Here is a 19527-nt window from a genome sequence, read left to right as displayed (position 1 = left end):
CTTTTAAATCAATTAAACATTCGTTGATTTCTCGGTTCCTTGGAGGCGATAAAACGGACTCATCCTTTGAGCATTTCATTCTTCTCTCAGAAGCTGGTTACAAATATACCACCAAGAAATTTAATTACAAGCATTTTAGTGATTGGAATCACAAAAAATGCACAAATTGACCTTTATCAAAGTTTATGTGTAATTAAATTACAATTTTATGAATTAAAAAATAAAGCCACTTTCAGAATATATGATAGAGAACACATAGTGCTTGTTATTGTATTCACAAACTGTGACAGTTCTGAGAGAAATCCTTGTGATCGCGACTACTCGTACTCTTTATCTGGTGGTATGCTAACGGCAATTTGAAGGCCAAATCGTATAGCATTTAATGCTACCTTGATAATATTTTTACGGTATATATTTGGCAAAGCACATCAAAAGGAGTCATCCGTGTCTGAGTTCCATTCTGAGATCAGTACCTTATCACCTGCTCCACTTTGGCAGTTTTTCGATAAGATTTGTTCTATCCCTCATCCATCGAAACATGAAGAAGCATTAGCACAGTACATTATCAACTGGGCAACAGAGCAAGGCTTTGACGTTCGCCGTGATCCAACCGGTAACGTGTTCATCAAAAAGCCCGCGACACCAGGAATGGAAAATAAGAAGGCTGTTGTACTTCAAGCACACATCGACATGGTGCCGCAGAAAAACGAAGACACTGAACACGACTTCACCAAAGATCCAATCCAACCTTACATCAATGGCGAATGGGTAACTGCGAAAGGCACGACGCTTGGTGCAGATAACGGTATTGGTATGGCTTCTTGCCTTGCTGTATTGGCATCTAAAGATATTAAGCACGGTCCACTCGAAGTTCTGCTGACGATTGATGAAGAAGCAGGCATGACTGGCGCATTTGGCCTTGAAGCTGGTTGGTTAGAGGGTGAGATTCTTCTAAATACAGACTCTGAACAAGAAGGCGAAGTCTACATGGGTTGTGCAGGTGGCGTTGATGGCACCATGACTTTCGATATTTCTCGAGAATCAACGCCTGCAGGTTTTGTAACACGCCAACTGACGCTGAAAGGCCTAAAAGGTGGTCACTCAGGTTGTGACATTCACACAGGTCGCGGTAATGCCAACAAATTACTTGGTCGTTTCCTTGCCGGTCATGCTCAAGAGCTTGATTTACGTTTAGTCGAATTCCGTGGTGGTAGCTTACGTAATGCAATCCCTCGCGAAGCGTTTGTTACTGTCGCGCTTCCTGTCGAAAACCAAGACAAGCTTGCTGAGCTGTTCAACCACTACACTGAGCTGCTTAAAACTGAATTGGGTAAAATCGAAACAGGTATCGTAACCTTTAATGAAGTGATCACGACTGACGCGCAAGTATTTTCAATCGCCGATCAGCAACGATTCATTGCGGCACTTAACGCTTGTCCAAACGGCGTAATCCGTATGAGTGATGAGGTGGAAGGCGTTGTTGAAACTTCTCTAAACGTTGGTGTGATCAGCACAGAAGAAAATAAAGTCACCGTGCTTTGCTTGATTCGTTCTCTCATTGACTCTGGCCGTAGCCAAGTGGAAAGCATGCTGCGCTCGATTACTGAGCTAGCAGACGCACAAATTCAGTTCTCAGGCGCTTACCCTGGCTGGAAGCCAGATGCAGATTCCGAGATCATGGCAATTTTCCGTGATATGTATGAAGGCATTTATGGTCATAAGCCGAACATCATGGTCATCCATGCTGGTCTTGAGTGTGGCCTATTTAAAGAACCATACCCACACATGGATATGGTTTCTTTCGGTCCAACAATAAAATTCCCTCACTCTCCAGATGAGAAAGTGAAGATTGATACTGTTCAGTTGTACTGGGAACAGATGGTCGCGCTTTTAGAAGCGATTCCAGAGAAAGCATAATTCAATCACGAAAAACGACAAAGGGTGCCATACGGCACCCTTTTTTTGGTTTAGTTGAACCCAACTACACACGGTTTTGCGCGTAAGCGGCTAACTCATCCATTGAGGTTTGTGCAGCAACTTCACCATCAATGTAGTAAGTAACAAACTCACCATCGCGTACACCCATGAGTGTCGCCTTTTCACCGTTACTGTAAGTAATATCCATTTGAACAGTGTTCTCATCGATTTGCTGCATTCGCCCCTGCTCAATGACACGGTTATCCGCTAATGGTGCGATTGGTGCCGTCGTTAACGACTTATCTAACTGGTGATTGACATCAATGTAAGTATCTACCTTTGTATCGAAGATATGTGGCTTACCATTTAACGGGTTCTTACCCGTCCAAAATTCTAGAGAGTTAAACACGATATAATCCGCTGCGATCGCGACACCATAAACAGGCGCTAAAAGCATATTTAGGCCACCTCGAGCGTAACGGTTGTCAACAGCTTTCAAGTTAAACCCCATGACATAACCTGTCACGGCATTACTACCTACGCAACCTGAAAGTGAAACTGCTACCGCAGTCAATGCACCAATTTTAGCAATTGCCTTTTTCATCAAAACCTCTAGTTAGAAAGTGTGAAACCTCAAATTCGGCGCGGATATTATCGGATAAAAAGTAGGGTTAAAAGTCCGTTTTTTTGTCCTCCATGAACAGTATTATTTTTAATACAGTCACATTTTTTAAGGCTATTATTGCGCACTCTTCTCTATGTCTTGTTATGTATTAAACTGATAGAAAAGATCATATTGAAAACAAAAACTTCACACATACCAAAATTTCACGCATGACGATTAAAGTAATTTGTCGTGTCCTTAATGAGAATGATTAGTGCGATTTTGCAGCAATTGTTACATTGCTGATGACGCATTTGACAGAGATGGTTTATGGCCAGAAGTAAAAAAAGCAAAGTGTTTGAGCTCTTAGGACATCAAATACAACCAGGACAACGATTAGAGATCGAATTTGAAGCAGCGAAGCTATATACACATTCGCCTTTATCTATTCCTGTGGAAATCATCCATGGGAAACAAGAAGGACCAGTGTTAATGGTGAATGCTGCTATCCATGGTGATGAGCTTAATGGCGTAGAAATCGTTCGTCAGATCATTAACCAACTGGATCCACAAAAACTGAAAGGCACTGTCATTGCAGTACCTATCGTTAACGTTTTTGGTTTCATCCATAAATCTCGTTACTTGCCCGACCGACGAGATCTCAACCGTTGCTTTCCTGGCAGTGAAAAAGGCGCACTTGCATCTCGTATGGCACACGGGTTCTTTAACAACATTGCCAAGCGTTGTGACTACATTTTGGATCTACACACAGGGGCAATTCATCGCACGAACTTGCCACAGATTCGCGCAAACTTAAGCAACCCAGAAACTCTACGTATTGCTCAAGCATTTTCGACGCCAGTGATTGTTGATTCAGCATTGCGTGATGGCTCTTTACGCAGTGAAGCAGAAAAATGTGATATTCCAGTGCTCACCTACGAGGCTGGCGAAGCATTGCGTTTTGATCCACTTTCGATCAGCGCTGGTGTGCTCGGGGTTCGGCGCGTAATGCAAGCCATTGGTATGTTGCGAGCGAGCAGGAAAAAGCTGCCTGAGCCTATCATAGCGAAGTCCACCAGCTGGGTTCGCGCGTCAGGTAACGGCATTTTGCGTACTGTCGTTAATCTGGGAGACAAAGTAGAACAGGGTGAAACGCTCGCTTATATTAGCTCTCCTCTTGGTCATGATGAGATAGAACTAAAAGCCCCGAAGCGTGGTTTGGTTATCGGTCAACAAACATTACCGTTGGTGAACGAAGGCGATGCAATTTTCCACCTTGCCTATTTTAACCAAGGTGATAATGCTTTAGAGCAAGCAGTCGAAAGCTATATTGAAGGCCTCACTGAATTCGATGCCGAGCCGCTGACCACCGGACAGATACCGTTAGAAACTCAGTAATTCCTACCAAGTAGGCGCCTGATTAGCTCAAAAGGAGCAACAGTGCTCGCACTATCTTGTTTAAAGCCAATAAGCTCAGCGTCCATGATGCTGGGCTTTTTGTTTTATGTAAGCTAACGATACTCATCGCAGTTTCCACGAATGGATAAAAAACTTTACAATCCGTCGCAAAAACACATTTGATAATTAATCTCATTATCATTTATTAATCGTAATAATGTTCTTATAATCCCAGCTTCATAAAAACACTATAAATCATCAATATGAAACGATTAAAAAGTCATCCATTCAAAGTAAATCTCATTTCACTGGCTTTGCTCTTCCCTCTTTATTCATATGCCGAGACAGCGCCAAATGAAGAGCTTGAAGTCATAGGCGTTCGTTATGCCAAACCTATTACCATTGCTGAGCCTGCGCAAACCACCATTAATTGGTCAGAGATTGAAGAGCAACAGTACTCTAATTTTGCCTCAATGATCGATGCCGTTCCCGGTGCATCAATAGATGGTGGCGGTCGTTCTGGTGGCGAACGTATTAACATTCGTGGTTTTGATGATCCAAGCGATATCGCCGTCTTTGTCGATGGCGCTCCAATTGGCTTTCAACAATACCGCTACGGTACCTTCTTTTTTGATCCGTTCTTAATTGGCGAAGCAGAAATTATCAAGGGCGCGCACGACTATCGAGCACTCAACGGGAAGTTTGGTGGCTCCATTCGCATTAAAACCAAAAGTGTCGATGATCTCCTTTACGGCGAAAGAAACTTTGGTGCTCGCATCTCAAGTGCATACAACACTAACGGTGATGAGAACGCCTACACGCTAACACTCTATGGTAAAAACGATACTGGTTTTTATTTTCTAGCGAATGGCTCGGTAAAAGATTCTGATGACATTAAAGTCGGAGGTGGTGAAACGTTGGATTACTCAGGTTATGAGCAAGAAAACATGCTCGTAAAGGTCGGTTATGAAAACAACGATCACGAGTTTGAAATTAGCCACACTCGCTACAAAGATGAAGGTCGTAAACCTTGGGCTAACCGCCGAGGAAAAATGCCTAACATCACCGAATACAATATCAAGAAATACGGCTCATTAGAAAAAGCCCAATACGCTTACACCGTCGATAACAAATACACGGACAACACCACAACCATCTCTTACCACTACATGCCGACTAACCCGTATATTGATTTCAATATCAAAATGGCACGTTCCGAAAACGATCGTCATTGGGTTCGCCCTGACGTAGCATTCGAGAAAATGTTCGTTTCTGTTGGCAGTTACGGTCATGAGTCATGGCTGAGTTACGAGCGTGACTACGTTGATGTGTTTAACCAAGCACAATTCGGAGACCACACTCTAGTCACTGGGCTTCAATATCAAAAAACCGATAGAGACTCGTTAGTATTCAACGCATCATACGACAGTAATGAAGCGAAAAACTACGGTTGGTACACCCCTTACTACGAACCATCTGGCACGCAGTCAATTTATGCCGCTTACATTGCTGATCACTATCAAGCAACAGACCGCCTAACAATCACACCTTCTCTGCGTTACGAATACATCAAGAGTAAAGGAAAAGGGAACGCAGCGCCGGATTATAATGATCCAGCTGCCGGACATGACTATGGTGAAACGACGCATAAAGGCTTTAGCCCACGTTTGGATATCGACTTTGATGCGAGCAATAATACGCGTTTAAACGCCTCCTACGCCTACGCTTTAAAAGCACCAACCGTTGATAACATCTACTCAGTGCAATATGCGCGAGCTACCGCTACGGCTACTGCTTTGAATCTGGATGTGTCTCGTATCCATGCTTATCAAGCAAGCGTTATCAACTTAACGGAAGGGCTGGTGAACTCTCGCGATAACCTCGCAACAGAGTTAACTATGTTCTATAACGATGTTAGCGACACAGTTGATATACGAACGGGCGAAAACCTCGACAAAAATACTACTGAGTTACAAAGCTGGAATACAAACCTAGATGGCTTTAAAAACTATGGCTTTGAGCTAATTTCACAATACCGGATTGAAGATTTCTACAGTAATTTCTCAGCAAGTTACATTCGCGGCAAAAACAAAGGTAGCCTATCTGACTCTACAGGTTCAGATGATGATCATCCTGATGTACCGCCATTAAACATTAATCTGGGTTTGGGTTACGAATGGATTCCTGGTTTACGTACGGGCTGGGAAGTCCGTTGGTATGATGCGCAAACCAAAACCAAGGCAAGCGGTAATAATTTAAAAGTGAAATCGCCAAGTGAGCAATACACGCTACAAAACGCTTACGTGGTTTGGGAAATACAACAAGTCGAAGGCTTGAGCGTTGGCGCGGTTGTGAAAAACTTAACCGATCGTTACTACGAAGCATACCTATCTAATGGCGTGCCTTCGCCTGGTCGCGAAGTCAAACTGCACCTCACTTATCAATACTAACCATACCTAAAAGATGCAGGGCAGACATTAACTGCCCTGTTATATCGTATCCAATGGCCATAATTGCACGCCGTTTTATTTATCAGTATTATCATTTCCTTTTGCTTGCATACACATTATGAACAATCTAAAAACACGGCTTCTTCTGATTTGCTTCTTCCCTGTAGGTAGCCTAGCGCAAGCTTCTGAGAACATTGCAGACTACTTACAAGAACAAAGCAAGCACCAAGTTTCAGAAGATTTTTACGCACAGCCAACAGCAAATAACCTGAATCTAGATGCAAAAACTAACTCTTTAACTTGGCACGAAGATGGTAAGCCGGATCACTGTCGTTACGCCAAGCAGCCCAAAGACGTCGCAACACATTTCGACTACGGTGAAGCAAACGATCTATCTGACGGCTTACAACACTTTGATTTACCGGAAAGACATTCTGCAAAGGTCAAATCGACACATCGCACTTATGCTAATAACCCTCACCTTCTTCCTGGCAATAAACAATTTGCAGCCCCTGAAGACGGCACGTTTAGCTTGTCCGTATCGTCGGATTGTTTTTAGCCGATATAAATAAAAAATGCCCTGAGACAAAACTCAGGGCATTTTCACTATTTGTTTGATGGGTAACGTCACCATCTCACCGATTTAAACTTATTCTTCGTCAGTGTCTACTTCGGTTTCACGTGCTTTGCGGGCTTCTTCTTTACGAACTTTTGCCGCTAGTTGTTCTGCTTCGCGCTCTTGACGTTGCGCTGCTTTACGCTCGTTACGAACCACTTGGTTTTGGATAAATCCAGCCAGTTCTTGTTCAGCCCAAGCTTGTGCTTTCTCTTCGCTGTCAAAGCCTGTTTCACGCTTTGATACTACAGTCTTACGAGATGTCACTTGGCGAGTGATTTCTGCGCTCCAGCCGTTACGTTTTTCAGTGACGCGGATAGCAAATTTTGGATTCTTAGACATTTCTTTCATTTCCTAAGGGATTTAGGGATCAATCAGGGATTCGGTCAACTTGATAACTCCATCTAAGCTGAGCTGTTTAACACCATCCCTTGGTAAGCGAGGTATTAGAGCATAAAAGTAATCTAAACGCTGCAAGTTTTTTACGCTAGATAATAGATGACAAAGAAGAGGCAGAACAAAGCAACGTTTCGCCAAGTCACTAGAAAGAGCGACGAAGAAAAAAGAGTGATAAGAAAAAAGAAAGCGCTGGTCTCTCAACCAACGCTTTACTTAAGCTAGATTAACTTTTGGTTAATTAACCAATATTCTTACGGGCATTTTGGAACATACGCATCCAAGCGCCATTTTCACCCCAACCTTCCGGAGCCCAAGAATTTGCAACTGTGCGGAATACGCGCTCTGGGTGAGGCATCATGATAGTTACGCGACCGTCTGCTGTTGTTAAACCAGTAATCGCGTTTGGCGAACCATTCGGGTTGTTCGGGTATTGTTGTGTTGGGTTACCGAGGTTATCCACGTAACGAATCGCAACCGTACCTGATGCTTCAATCGCTGCTAGGTGCTCTGCATCACGTACTTCTACACGCCCTTCACCGTGGGAAACCGCGATTGGCATGCGCGAACCAGCCATTCCGTCGAAGAATACAGAGTCAGATTTCTGAACTTCAACTAGACTAAAGCGCGCTTCAAAACGCTCAGATTCGTTGCGCACAAAACGTGGCCACAAGTCTGCACCTGGGATCAGCTCTTTCAGGTTTGATAGCATCTGGCAACCGTTACATACACCTAAAGAGAACGTCTCTTCACGGTTGAAGAAGGCTTGGAATTGTTCACGAGCTTGTGCGTTAAACAGGATAGACTTAGCCCAACCTTCACCCGCACCTAATACGTCGCCGTAAGAGAAGCCACCACAAGCTACTAGGCCATGGTATTCATCCAGTACCGCTTGGCCTGTTAGGATATCGCTCATATGGATGTCGGTTGCTTCAAAACCAGCTCGGTCAAACGCTGCTGCCATTTCGACGTGGGAGTTAACGCCCTGCTCACGTAGAATTGCCATCTTAGGTTTAGCACCTTTCGCAATGTACGGTGCTGCTACGTCTTCATTTACGTCGAAGCTGAGCTTAACGTTTAGACCAGGGTCAGAGTTGTCTTTCTTAGCTTCGTGCTCTTGGTCTGCACACGCTGGGTTATCACGTAGACCTTGCATCTTATGCGTTGTTTCAGCCCAGATAACGCGTAGTTCGGTACGTGAACGTTCAAGCACAACTGCATCACCAGAAGTGATAACAAAGTCGTCTGAAGCTTCAACAGAACCAATCACATGTGAGCATGCCTCTAACCCGTTTGCCGCCAGAGTAGATAGAACTGAATCTAGATCATCATTCTTAACTTGAACAACCGCACCTAGCTCTTCGTTAAATAGAACGGCTAGCGCATCGTCACCCAGCTCTGCGATGTTCGCTTTTACGCCACAGTGACCCGCGAACGCCATCTCAGCCAGTGTAACAAACAGACCGCCGTCGCCTTTATCGTGGTAGGCCACTAACTTGTCATCACGTACTAACGCTTGCATTGCATCAAAGAAGCCTTTTAGCTGCTCTGCATTATCTACGTCAGCAGGTTTGTCACCCAGCTGTTTGTATACTTGTGCCAATGCTGTCGCACCTAAGCGGTTTTTGCCGTTACCCAAGTCAACAAAAACTAGAGAAGTATTTCCTTTGTCAGTGCGTAGTTGTGGAGTCACGGTCTTACGTACGTCTTCCACACGACCAAATGCCGTGATAACTAGCGACAGTGGAGATGTGACTTCTTTGCTCTCGCCGTTTTCTTCCCACTTGGTTTTCATCGACATGGAGTCTTTACCAACTGGGATAGTCAAACCTAAAGCAGGACACAATTCTTCACCAACCGCTTTCACTGCTTCGTAAAGACCCGCATCTTCACCTGGGTGACCCGCTGGAGACATCCAGTTCGCAGACAGTTTAATGTGTTTAATATCACCGATGTCTGTTGCCGCAATGTTAGTTAGTGACTCACCAACGGCTAGGCGAGCCGATGCTCCAAAGTCTAGTAATGCCACTGGCGTGCGCTCACCCATCGACATTGCTTCGCCATGGTAAGTGTCGTAGCTTGCCGCTGTTACTGCGCAGTTTGCTACTGGTACCTGCCAAGGGCCAACCATTTGATCACGAGCAACCAGACCCGTTACTGTTCGGTCACCGATAGTAATTAGGAATGTTTTTTCTGCAACAGCAGGAAGACGAAGTACGCGATCCACCGCTTCATTAAGCTCAATACCATCACGAACAATGGCAGGGCTTTCCACTTTTAGTGTGGTTGCGTCACGGTGCATCTTCGGTGGCTTACCAAGCAGGATATCCATTGGCATATCGATTGGCGTATTGTCGAAGTGAGAATCTTCTAGCGTTAGATGACGCTCTTCTGTCGCCACACCCACCACTGCATACGGTGCGCGTTCACGCTTACAGATGGCGTCGAATGCTTCCATGTTTTCTGGCGCTACCGCTAGAACGTAACGTTCCTGTGATTCGTTACACCAGATTTCCAGCGGGCTCATGCCCGGCTCATCGTTTGGTACATCGCGTAATTGGAACTTACCGCCACGCTCACCGTCGTCGACAAGTTCAGGCAATGCGTTAGAGATACCGCCTGCACCCACATCGTGGATAAATGCGATTGGGTTGTCGTCGCCTAACTGCCAACAACGGTCGATCACTTCCTGACAGCGACGTTCCATCTCTGGGTTTTCACGCTGTACTGAAGCGAAGTCCAGATCTTCTGCTGACTGACCAGATGCCATGGAAGATGCCGCACCACCACCAAGACCGATGTTCATTGCCGGACCACCAAGTACGATTAGGCTCGCACCCACAGGGATCTCTTTCTTCTGTACGTGTTCATCGCGGATGTTACCCATTCCACCAGCAATCATGATTGGTTTGTGGTAACCACGAATTTCTTCACCCGCATGAGAAGTGACTTTTTCTTCGTAAGTACGGAAGTAACCCAATAGATTTGGACGACCAAATTCGTTGTTGAATGCCGCGCCGCCTAGAGGGCCTTCAAGCATGATGTCTAACGCATTCACAATACGACCCGGCTTGCCGAAGTCGGTTTCCCATGGCTGTTCAAAACCAGGAATACGTAAGTTAGAGGTTGTAAAACCAACCAGACCCGCTTTTGGCTTACCGCCGATACCCGTCGCGCCTTCGTCACGGATTTCACCGCCTGAGCCAGTCGATGCGCCCGGCCACGGAGAGATTGCCGTTGGGTGGTTGTGCGTTTCTACCTTCATCAAGATGTGCGTATCTTCATGGTGGTACGTGTATTGACGAGATTTAGGGTCAGGGAAGAAACGCCCCGCTTTAGAACCTGTCATAACGGCTGCGTTGTCTTTGTATGCAGACAGCACATAGTCAGGTGTCGTTTCAAAAGTGTTTTTGATCATTTTGAACAAAGACTTAGGTTGATCTACCCCGTCGATTGTCCAATCTGCGTTAAAAATTTTGTGGCGACAATGCTCTGAGTTCGCCTGAGCAAACATCATCAATTCAATGTCGTTTGGGTTACGCCCAAGCTTAGTAAAGTTCTCTACCAAGTAATCAATTTCATCTTCTGCGAGTGCCAAGCCAAGGGAAACGTTTGCCTCTTCAAGCGCAAGACGACCGCCAGCTAAGATATCAACATGTGCGACAGGCTTAGGCTCTGCAACAGTAAATAATGCTGATGCGGCTTCAAATTCTGTGAATACTGTTTCCATCATGCGGTCGTGAATTAACGCTTTAACAGCGTCAGCTTGAGCTTCTGATAGAACAACTGAAGACTCGACATAATAAGCCGTACCACGCTCTAGACGTTTCACTTTATCCAGACCACAGTTAACAGCGATATCGGTAGATTTAGAAGACCAAGGCGAGATAGTGCCAGGACGAGGCGTGACAAGAAGTAGAAGACCTTCAGGCTCATGCTCTTCGATGGTTGGGCCGTAAGTTAGTAACTTTTCAAGTTTTTCTAACTCTTGGTCATCAAGGTCTGACTTTAGATCGGCAAAGTGCATAAACTCGGCATAAATGCCAGTTACAGGCAGATCTTGTTCACGACAAAGTTCCAGTAGTTTATTAACACGAAACTCAGAAAGAGCTGGGGAGCCACGCAAAATTCTCATGTGCTTAGGTCTCTTATGCAATTGATTAAGGTGATATTGGAATAAATTCAGACACTTAAAATAAGCCCTGTCGAACCTATGCCGATTCCACCTCGTCATTGCGAGCGCATTATATAGTAATTGTTTTTGTGATGTAACACCAAAAGCAACCGTTTGCGTCATTTTTTTTGTCAAATTTGAATTACAACTAAAATGTCGATAAAACACACAATGTCACGTTATAAGTGTGTGATTCACTTTGCCCCATGAGCTCGCTTTGATATAAAGGCAAATAGAAATTTTCCAAGATGTACCTATTAATGCAAATAAGTCACTTCAACCGGCTCAAGCGCAGTGCTCTAATTTTAGTTTCTGTTCTTTTGCTCTCAGCTTGCCAGATTGAGTCGGAGCCCAAAAGTGAATTTGAAAAAATTCAAGAACGTGGTGTGCTTCGTGTTGGCACGCTAAACAATCAGCTTTCCTACTACATAGGTCCCGATGGTCCCGCAGGGTTGGATTACGAATTGGCGCGTCAGTTTGCGGAGCAGCTCGGCGTCAAACTCGAGATTAAACCAGCCTTTCGCCAGGCTGAGCTTTTTCCTGCTCTTAAGAAAGGAGATATCGATATCATCGCTACGGGTTTAAATCAAACGTCACAAGCAGTCAAACGATTTAGACCAGGCCCGGCCTATTATTATGTAAGCCAACAAGTGGTATATAAAAAAGGGCAACTTCGACCACGAGATATCGAACAACTCATTGAATACCAAGCCTCGAAAGACGACGAGTCCGACGAAGATACAAATGCAGGCGCTCAAACATTAAAGATCGTTGAACAATCGCAATATGTTCCGACCCTAACAGCGTTAAAGAAGCAGTATCCAGAACTTCAGTTTGAAATTGTTGGTGATGCTGACACGAGAGACTTACTCAAATACGTATCGACGGGTGAGTTACGTTTTACTGTGACTGATTCGGTGGAACTTTCCCTAGCTCAGCGCCTTTATCCCGACCTTGCGCTCGCGTTTGAACTTACAGAAGATCAACCAGTATCGTGGTTTACTCGACGCTCTGAGGACGAAAGTTTGTATGCGATGCTGATAGAGTTTTTCGGTAACATTAAACAATCAGGAGAACTGTCCACTCTCGAAGAGAAGTACATTGGTCATATTGAAGCATTTGACTACGTTGATACTCGCGCATTCATTCGAGCTCTGGATGACAAATTGCCTAAGTGGGCACCTTTATTCCAAAAGTACAGCGAAGAGTTCGACTGGCGCTTAATTGCAGCATTGGCGTATCAAGAATCACACTGGAAGCCAGCGGCAAAATCGCCAACAGGTGTAAGAGGGATGATGATGCTGACTCTGCCAACAGCGAAAAGCGTCGGGGTAACAAACCGTTTAGACCCTGAGCAATCTGTTCGTGGTGGTGTCGAGTACTTACGTCGTATTGTAAGTCGCGTGCCTGATAGCATCAACGAGCATGAAAAAATATGGTTTGCGTTAGCTTCATACAATATTGGTTACGGCCACATGATGGACGCACGACGACTCACCAAAGCACAAGGTGGCGATCCGAACGCTTGGGCGGATGTAAAAGACAGGCTGCCTTTACTACGTCAGAAGCGCTATTACAGTCAAACTCGCTATGGGTATGCCAGAGGCGATGAAGCGCGTAATTACGTAGAAAATATTCGACGTTACTACCAATCCATCATTGGTCATGTCAGCCAACAGCCAGCGATTGATGAGAATAGCGATGACTTGCAAGTGATTCCGCCGCTCAACCCCGCCATTTTGATATCGGGCGCAGTAGAGACCGTCGTAGAACAAGTCTCTGGCGCTTCTGACGTCACGGTTGAAGAAGATACCGAACAAGAAAGCATTGAAGAATAAACCCGCGGTAAACTAAAAAATGACGAGCCTATGAAGCTCGTCATTTTTATTGAGTCCTAACGAAAACTTATCTAGAATCCAATATTCTGAGTGACACCAACCACACTCAACCATTCCTTTGGTTGGTCGCCTTTTCTTCATCGTTAGTAAAACTGATTGCTTTGTAACAGATTACTTTACAACCACATGGTTTAGCTCACTTGATGAAGCGGCACTTTCGGCTACACTCTGCCGAAATAACGTCACTCCTATTATTAAGCATCGTATTGAAATTGTTTGCTGGCTCTGTGCAATGCAGAAGTCAAATGAAGAACGTTTAAACCATACAATGTTTAGTGCGATTATCGAGCCTATTGCCAAGCATCGATGAGCCGCGCTTTACTGGTATAAGTCTTGTCTGCAGGAGGTTTGAATATGAGAAGACGTAGAGTGCAGTCAAAGCGTTTAAATAACACAGTAGCTGCTATCCGACGTAAACGTAAACTGACATGTATGAAAAAGAAAGTAAGTTCACGTAATCGTGTTTTTGTACATTTAGTCAATCACTAGTGCGTCCAAGCAAACATCTACCACGTTGTAGGTGTTTGCTAGCCCTCACTACTCCCACTACCTTGTTCGCTCTCTCCATTTTCTAATGCTTTTTGTGCTTGCTTCTTCGCTTTAATTTCCTTTCGGCGGCGCTTAAAAAACGCTTGTAGCTGAGTGCGGCACTCATCTTCTAGCAGCCCCTTTTCAACTAAGGCGTAATGGTAAGCGGCTTGGCTTTCAAACAAATTAAGCACTGTTCCTGCTGCTCCAGCTTTTAAATCTGGCGCTCCAAAAACAACCCGCTTAACGCGGCTATGCAATAAGGCTCCGGCACACATTGGGCATGGCTCAAGTGTTACATATAACGTCGTATCCAGAAGGCGGTAATTTTCTAGCTTTTGGCCTGCTTTACGCAGTGTTTGGATCTCAGCATGTGCGGTAGCGTCATTAGTACCAATAGAGCGATTCCACCCCTCAGCGATAATTTCACCATCTTTGACAAGCACTGCGCCGACAGGTACTTCCCCCTCAGCTTCTGCTTGCTCGGCAAGCACCATCGCTCTGCGCATAAACAATTCATCTTGAGGGGTAAACGGATGGTTAGACAAAGGAGGCTCCAAAGAAACAAAAAACGATTGAAGTCGGGAATTTTATCACCAACTTCGGTTTCACTACAGCAACACATCACGGGACAAAGTCTGCAACCCCAAAAAACCTAGTTACAAGACCTATCGATGTTCGTTGTGCGAGAACAAAAAAGCGCAGATCGAAGACCTGCGCTTTTCGGCTGCCAATTAGCGGCTTTCACACCCTACACGTTTTTACATTGTGTAAGTGTAAGGAGCTTGAATGCCTAGCGGGATACCTACCATCCAATAAGCAACTAGGAAGATAGACCAACCGATCAGCATTGCGATCGAGAATGGCATCATTAGTGACGCAAGCGTACCGATACCAGCCGACTTCACATAACGCTGACAGTAAACCACTACAAGAGGGAAAAATACCATTAGAGGCGAAATGATGTTCGATACAGAGTCACCCACACGGTAAGCCGCTTGAGACAGCTCAGGCGAGATACCAACCGCCATTAGCATTGGCACTAAGATTGGACCAATTAAAGCCCATTTTGCCGATGCCGAACCAATAAGTAGGTTTACAGACGCGGTTAGAAGTATCATACCGATGATGGTCACTTCACCTGGTAGGTTCATCGCTTTTAAGCCTTCTGCGCCATACAACGCTAGCATCGTACCGATGTTTGACTGAGCAAATGCAGATAGGAACTGAGCACAGAAGAACGACATAACAATGTATGCGCCCATGGTTGACATAGTATCAGCCATCGCTTTGATAATGTCGTTGCTGGTCTTGAACGTTCCAGACACTTTACCGTAAACGTAACCAGGAATGATAAACAGAATAAAGATCAACGGCACGATAGACTTCATGATCGGTGCTGAGAAGGCAGTAATTTCACCTTCAGGCGAGCGAAGTGCTGATGTTTCTGGAATTAACGCTGCAACAAGTAAAGCAATACCCGCCATCATTGCCCAACCTGCATAACGGAATGCTTTTGATTCCAGTTCAGTAAATGAACCTAGGTTTGGCGCGGTTTCCGCATCATCATCAATTGGCATTTTTGATAAACGAGGCTCGATGATTTTCTCTGTCACGTACCAACCAATCCCCACAATAATGATAGAGGATAGGCCAGTGAAGAAGATGTTCGCTAATGGGTTAACCACATATTCAGGATCAAGAACCTGCGCCGCAGTTTGCGTAAAGCCTGCTAGTAGTGGATCGATACCTGAAGGGATAAAGTTTGCAGAGAAGCCACCAGATACACCTGCAAATGCTGCCGCAATGCCTGCTAGAGGGTGACGACCTGCCGCATGGAAGATAATACCGCCAAGAGGAATAACCAGAACATAGCCTGCATCTGCCGCAGTATGCGATACAATGGCAACCAAAATAAGCATTGGAGTAAGAAGCTTAGCTGGCGTGAAGTTCAGCATCTTCTTAAGACCCGTCGTAATAAAGCCCGAAGAATCTGCAACACCCACACCTAACATTGCGACAAGTACGATACCCAGTGGCGCAAAGCCAGTAAACGTCGTCACCATGTTAGCAAGGAAACTTGCTAGCGCTTCGCCCGTAAGTAAGTTGGTGATAGTAAGAGCTTCGCCCGTTCGAGGGTTTGGAAGATCGAATGATACATTCGACAAAAGTGCTGACGCCGCCCAAGTAATGATCAATGCCCAGAAGAACAAAATCGCAGGATCAGGAATTTTGTTACCTGTCCTCTCGATAAAGTTTAAAAAGCGCTCCATCCCGCTCGGCTTCGATGATGGTGCCTTATTTACAGCTTGGTTACTCATGGTAACTCCATAGTGAATGATGTTGGTGCCAAGGCCTATTTGAATAATTATAGCGACCTACTATCCAACGAGTATTCTAGTAAACACTAATGGAGAAAGCACAAGGTTCTAGATTTTTTTTCATAATTGGAGACATATTTTGCAAAAAAACAAAACCAAAGATACAAGCCTGAAACATTATGGAAAAATCAACATATACATTTAGTAAACGAGCTGGCAAAAACAGAGGTTGCATAGAGCGATGAATAGATAGTTTTAAGAAAAGAAACTATACGTGATGAGAAGCAAGAAATAATTCTCTTCAATATAAAAAGGGCAACGCGGACAGTGAACACCTTATCCAGAACTCCAATCGGTTTTGATTGAATCGGCATAAAACAGGAACCTAGACTATTTAATCAAATTCGCTATGTTTAGAGATCATGGTTTTCAGCTCTACCGATTGTATTTTACCGTGGCGATCTTGCCATAGAGCTTCCATATGTATCGTTTTAAGTGCGCCCGACAGAGTTGCCGTTGGCACAGACCAAGATAAAGTATACAAGGGGTGCGTAGTATCTTCCCCAGAGACAATATTTGTATCAAAATTAGCGGCGGGCATCGAGGGGACTGCAGAAATAGCCCCACGCGTACGAAACCACTCTAATTTCTGCTCAGCAAGATTTAGCGCTTCAATGCTATGCATCGCGTAATCTGCCCGCAGCTCAATGTAAGCTTGCAACTTAACCAATCCAAGAGCACCGACACCAATTAAAATAAAAGAAATCATTATTTCAATTAAACTAAAACCATGTTGTTTACTTGGCATTCCAACTTCCCTCTTGCCAACGAACATCATTTCTCCTTGTTGTAGGTCTTTTGCTGGAATCAAATAGTAACTCCATTGAGCCCGCAATTGAGGTTTTTAACCCATCAGTATCAAAACCATAACCACCCGTTGCGTGAAATGCCCCTGCATCAACATAAACAGTTTGTGTAAGATCAGTATATTGTTTACCAATGGTAAAATTAGTCGGTGAGCCATCAGCATTCGAGAACAAACTTTCCCAATAGCTTTTTAACTCATTAGGAGCAAACTGTGGTTTAGTTTTATCGACTAAATGAAAAAGCGAACCCTGAAATGTTGTTGAACCAGTATTGATAAAAATACCATCTTGAATAACTAACGTATATTTCTCATGGTTGCCTTGAAGTGCTAAATTCCCGTGAATGGCGCAGTCACCAGTAATCCAAACCTTATCTACTTCCTTAAAAGCATTTTCGATAGCTGATTTACACTGTGTCGCATTTGACAAATTGATTTTCCCAGCTTTCGGAAATGAAGCTTTGACTTTATCAATATTTTCCGGTGTTTTTTTGTAATCAAAAAAGGTTTGGAATGGATCGACTTCAGAGTCATAAACAAAATCGCCTTTTAGCTGCGGATCAGAAGTTTCAGGTTTATTAGTTTTCGTAATTGCATTCCCAGCTTTTACTGTAACATTGGTTGTCGTTGCAGCGGTACACCCTCCAGAAGGAGAACCATCATATAAGCTATTCGCTCTTATTGATGCAGTGTTATATTTTGATCCTGTGCTTCCGCCTTCCATGGTATAACTATACCGATAAGTCAGTGATATGCATTCATACAGATTGTCAGAATTAAGATCACCTTTCGCATCTGGATGAACCTTTAAATCACCATAAGTAGTTAACTTGGATGTGGTTTGTATCGCTCCTTTTCCACGATTACTTAGTGTACTGAAAGTTTTATTGAGCTGGGCCCAACCATTGTGAGATATAGAATTAATACGATAGACTCCTGCCCCTATATCAGTAACGTTCAGCTGGCTAAGGTTTAATTCCCTCTTACATAAGGTATTTAAATTATTGTGATTAATTGGGATGAGCTCGTTCACTATGGATACATCATCTGTGACATAAGCAAATAGACACTCAAGCCCCCCTTCCGCTTCCCAGTGCTGTTGCCGAGAACTAACTTCATTCTGCGCACGCTTAATTTGATAAAATAGATTCTTATATGACCCTAACGTCACAACCAAAGCGACAGAGAGCAGTATGGAAGTAATAAGTAACGTGGCCACTCCTTGTTGATGCTTACGTATCATTGCCAATTCCTTTGCTGAACTTGTAATAAAATGGCGTGAGAAATTGCCGGATCATTTTTTAATTCAGCGGCCATTGAAATAGAAATAAACGCACTCTCTATTGACGAACCTGATAGTAATGTTCGACTAACACCAAATTGAGTTACTTTAATTTGCTTAGGATCAAAAAGATCAAAACATCCACTAGCAGCAGACACGACACTTAAAGGTGATGGTGAATCATCCTGGCAATATTCCAACATATTATCCTTTAACCGATATATCGTATTACTCACAGAGCTTGCTGTGTTTCGATAAACATAACCGATTTTTTCGGATTGTTGATATAGAACGCTAGGAGAACCGGAAAGCATCATTGATTTTGTCGTAATACCATCAAACCCTGCTCGTTGAATATCCTCTTTCACTTGTTGAATTACACTACTCATCTGCTGAAGTAGCATTATTTCCTTGCTTCGCTGCACAGCTGTTTTTTGGTTAGAAAGAAACACTGCGCCAACAATGCCCAAAGCGACAAGTCCTAACAACGCAGCAATCATAAACTCAACAAGTGTACTACCCTGCTGTTTAGCATTGTTCAAAGCCATATTTTGCCTTATTCATAGCGCACACTTTTACTCGCCCTGCTCCGTTATGAACAGTTACTTTTATCGGACTGGTATCCGCTTGAGATTTCTTCAGGTGAATACTTCCCGCATTTTTGGGATTCCCCATAACACGATCAAACTTGACGCTAGTTATATTACTCGACACCACCAGACCCCGATATAGATGACCTTGCAGCTCAGCAACAGTATTCATTGAAGTAATGTCAGTGACATTCGATACACTCGAGAGTGTGAGCTTCCAGCTTCCGGTGGATGAAGGCAAGCCTTGAATATGAACCCAAAAATCTTGATTTCTCATCACCGATTCCGATTTCGCTTGGATCAAAAAACCCTGTAATTCGTTGGCTAAATTCACTATTTTCATGTGTTGGCTAACTTTTGAAAAACTTGGGGCGACAAAAAGTAGTAGCACTGACAAGACAGCAACAGTAATAAGAAGCTCCAACAACGTAAACCCGCGAGGCATTTCCCAAATTCCTATGTAAACGGCAAAAGGGCCGTAATTCATC

At 44.1% G+C, this 19527-nt stretch carries 14 protein-coding genes; 5 read left to right on the top strand and 9 right to left on the bottom strand.

Annotated elements, in window-relative coordinates; genetic code table 11:
• The first annotated feature begins 444 nt into the window (after positions 1-444).
• Positions 445-1917, top strand: coding sequence for an aminoacyl-histidine dipeptidase (locus R7Q09_RS16170; RefSeq protein WP_318070989.1), 1473 nt, complete (start codon positions 445-447; stop codon positions 1915-1917).
• 64 nt (positions 1918-1981) lie between these two features.
• Here R7Q09_RS16170 and R7Q09_RS16165 read toward each other — a convergent pair whose 3' ends face one another.
• On the bottom strand, positions 1982-2521 hold the full coding sequence (locus R7Q09_RS16165; protein ID WP_005381596.1) for a DUF3332 domain-containing protein: 540 nt from the start codon (positions 2519-2521) through the stop codon (positions 1982-1984).
• Positions 2522-2851: 330 nt separating this feature from the next.
• Between R7Q09_RS16165 and R7Q09_RS16160 the strand changes: the two genes are divergently transcribed.
• The 3 genes from R7Q09_RS16160 to R7Q09_RS16150 all read left to right on the top strand — a co-directional run bounded on the left by R7Q09_RS16160 (position 2852) and on the right by R7Q09_RS16150 (position 6928).
• Positions 2852-3919: a succinylglutamate desuccinylase/aspartoacylase family protein gene (locus R7Q09_RS16160; protein ID WP_042521202.1), complete on the top strand. Its 1068-nt coding sequence runs from the start codon at positions 2852-2854 to the stop codon at positions 3917-3919.
• A gap of 263 nt (positions 3920-4182) precedes the next feature.
• Entirely contained in the window at positions 4183-6369 is a 2187-nt protein-coding gene (locus R7Q09_RS16155; protein WP_318070988.1) for a TonB-dependent receptor domain-containing protein, read from the top strand.
• Between the two features lie 118 nt (positions 6370-6487).
• Positions 6488-6928 (top strand): hypothetical protein, encoded by a 441-nt coding sequence (locus R7Q09_RS16150; RefSeq protein ID WP_005381599.1) that lies wholly within the window; start codon positions 6488-6490, stop codon positions 6926-6928.
• 90 nt (positions 6929-7018) lie between these two features.
• On the opposite strand, the gene R7Q09_RS16145 is transcribed toward R7Q09_RS16150, so the two are convergent.
• Positions 7019-7327 (bottom strand): DUF3622 domain-containing protein, encoded by a 309-nt coding sequence (locus tag R7Q09_RS16145; RefSeq protein ID WP_025998700.1) that lies wholly within the window; start codon positions 7325-7327, stop codon positions 7019-7021.
• A 295-nt stretch (positions 7328-7622) separates the two neighbouring features.
• Positions 7623-11516 (bottom strand): phosphoribosylformylglycinamidine synthase, encoded by a 3894-nt coding sequence (gene purL / locus R7Q09_RS16140; RefSeq protein WP_318070987.1) that lies wholly within the window; start codon positions 11514-11516, stop codon positions 7623-7625.
• A 299-nt stretch (positions 11517-11815) separates the two neighbouring features.
• Here purL and mltF point away from each other — a divergent pair, with 299 nt between their 5' ends.
• Positions 11816-13393, top strand: coding sequence for a membrane-bound lytic murein transglycosylase MltF (mltF, locus tag R7Q09_RS16135; RefSeq protein ID WP_248487403.1), 1578 nt, complete (start codon positions 11816-11818; stop codon positions 13391-13393).
• Between the two features lie 587 nt (positions 13394-13980).
• Here mltF and tadA read toward each other — a convergent pair.
• The 6 genes from tadA to R7Q09_RS16105 all read right to left on the bottom strand — a co-directional run bounded on the left by tadA (position 13981) and on the right by R7Q09_RS16105 (position 19484).
• The gene (tadA, locus tag R7Q09_RS16130) at positions 13981-14490 is read right to left on the bottom strand and encodes a tRNA adenosine(34) deaminase TadA (RefSeq protein ID WP_064376798.1); all 510 of its coding nucleotides are present in this window, start codon (positions 14488-14490) and stop codon (positions 13981-13983) included.
• 252 nt (positions 14491-14742) lie between these two features.
• The gene (locus R7Q09_RS16125) at positions 14743-16302 is read right to left on the bottom strand and encodes an AbgT family transporter (protein ID WP_017635695.1); all 1560 of its coding nucleotides are present in this window, start codon (positions 16300-16302) and stop codon (positions 14743-14745) included.
• 394 nt (positions 16303-16696) lie between these two features.
• Positions 16697-17110, bottom strand: coding sequence for a prepilin-type N-terminal cleavage/methylation domain-containing protein (locus tag R7Q09_RS16120; RefSeq protein WP_017635696.1), 414 nt, complete (start codon positions 17108-17110; stop codon positions 16697-16699).
• Positions 17100-18410: a hypothetical protein gene (locus R7Q09_RS16115; protein ID WP_053302988.1), complete on the bottom strand. Its 1311-nt coding sequence runs from the start codon at positions 18408-18410 to the stop codon at positions 17100-17102. The genes R7Q09_RS16120 and R7Q09_RS16115 overlap by 11 nt, the downstream gene beginning before the upstream one ends.
• Positions 18407-18997 carry a PilW family protein gene (locus R7Q09_RS16110; RefSeq protein WP_017635697.1) on the bottom strand — a complete coding sequence of 197 codons (591 nt, stop codon included), beginning with the start codon at positions 18995-18997 and terminating at the stop codon, positions 18407-18409. Before R7Q09_RS16110 ends, R7Q09_RS16115 begins: the two co-directional genes overlap by 4 nt.
• On the bottom strand, positions 18978-19484 hold the full coding sequence (locus tag R7Q09_RS16105) for a GspH/FimT family pseudopilin (protein ID WP_017635698.1): 507 nt from the start codon (positions 19482-19484) through the stop codon (positions 18978-18980). Before R7Q09_RS16105 ends, R7Q09_RS16110 begins: the two co-directional genes overlap by 20 nt.
• Between the last annotated feature and the right edge of the window lie 43 nt (positions 19485-19527).

This window comes from Vibrio sp. 2130-1 (assembly GCF_033339515.1).
The sequence above is the reverse complement of the archived record's forward strand: the minus strand, read 5'-3'. Positions and strand labels throughout refer to the sequence as shown.

What these genes read in the sequence shown, in the direction of transcription:
- R7Q09_RS16165 (WP_005381596.1), bottom strand. Translation starts at nt 2,521, where the DNA reads ATGAAAAAGGCAATTGCTAAAATTGGTGCATTGACTGCGGTAGCAGTT.
- R7Q09_RS16160 (WP_042521202.1), top strand. Translation starts at nt 2,852, where the DNA reads ATGGCCAGAAGTAAAAAAAGCAAAGTGTTTGAGCTCTTAGGACATCAA.
- R7Q09_RS16155 (WP_318070988.1), top strand. Translation starts at nt 4,183, where the DNA reads ATGAAACGATTAAAAAGTCATCCATTCAAAGTAAATCTCATTTCACTG.
- R7Q09_RS16150 (WP_005381599.1), top strand. Translation starts at nt 6,488, where the DNA reads ATGAACAATCTAAAAACACGGCTTCTTCTGATTTGCTTCTTCCCTGTA.
- R7Q09_RS16145 (WP_025998700.1), bottom strand. Translation starts at nt 7,327, where the DNA reads ATGTCTAAGAATCCAAAATTTGCTATCCGCGTCACTGAAAAACGTAAC.
- purL (WP_318070987.1), bottom strand. Translation starts at nt 11,516, where the DNA reads ATGAGAATTTTGCGTGGCTCCCCAGCTCTTTCTGAGTTTCGTGTTAAT.
- mltF (WP_248487403.1), top strand. Translation starts at nt 11,816, where the DNA reads ATGCAAATAAGTCACTTCAACCGGCTCAAGCGCAGTGCTCTAATTTTA.
- tadA (WP_064376798.1), bottom strand. Translation starts at nt 14,490, where the DNA reads ATGCGCAGAGCGATGGTGCTTGCCGAGCAAGCAGAAGCTGAGGGGGAA.
- R7Q09_RS16125 (WP_017635695.1), bottom strand. Translation starts at nt 16,302, where the DNA reads ATGAGTAACCAAGCTGTAAATAAGGCACCATCATCGAAGCCGAGCGGG.
- R7Q09_RS16120 (WP_017635696.1), bottom strand. Translation starts at nt 17,110, where the DNA reads ATGCCAAGTAAACAACATGGTTTTAGTTTAATTGAAATAATGATTTCT.
- R7Q09_RS16115 (WP_053302988.1), bottom strand. Translation starts at nt 18,410, where the DNA reads ATGATACGTAAGCATCAACAAGGAGTGGCCACGTTACTTATTACTTCC.
- R7Q09_RS16110 (WP_017635697.1), bottom strand. Translation starts at nt 18,997, where the DNA reads ATGGCTTTGAACAATGCTAAACAGCAGGGTAGTACACTTGTTGAGTTT.
- R7Q09_RS16105 (WP_017635698.1), bottom strand. Translation starts at nt 19,484, where the DNA reads ATGCCTCGCGGGTTTACGTTGTTGGAGCTTCTTATTACTGTTGCTGTC.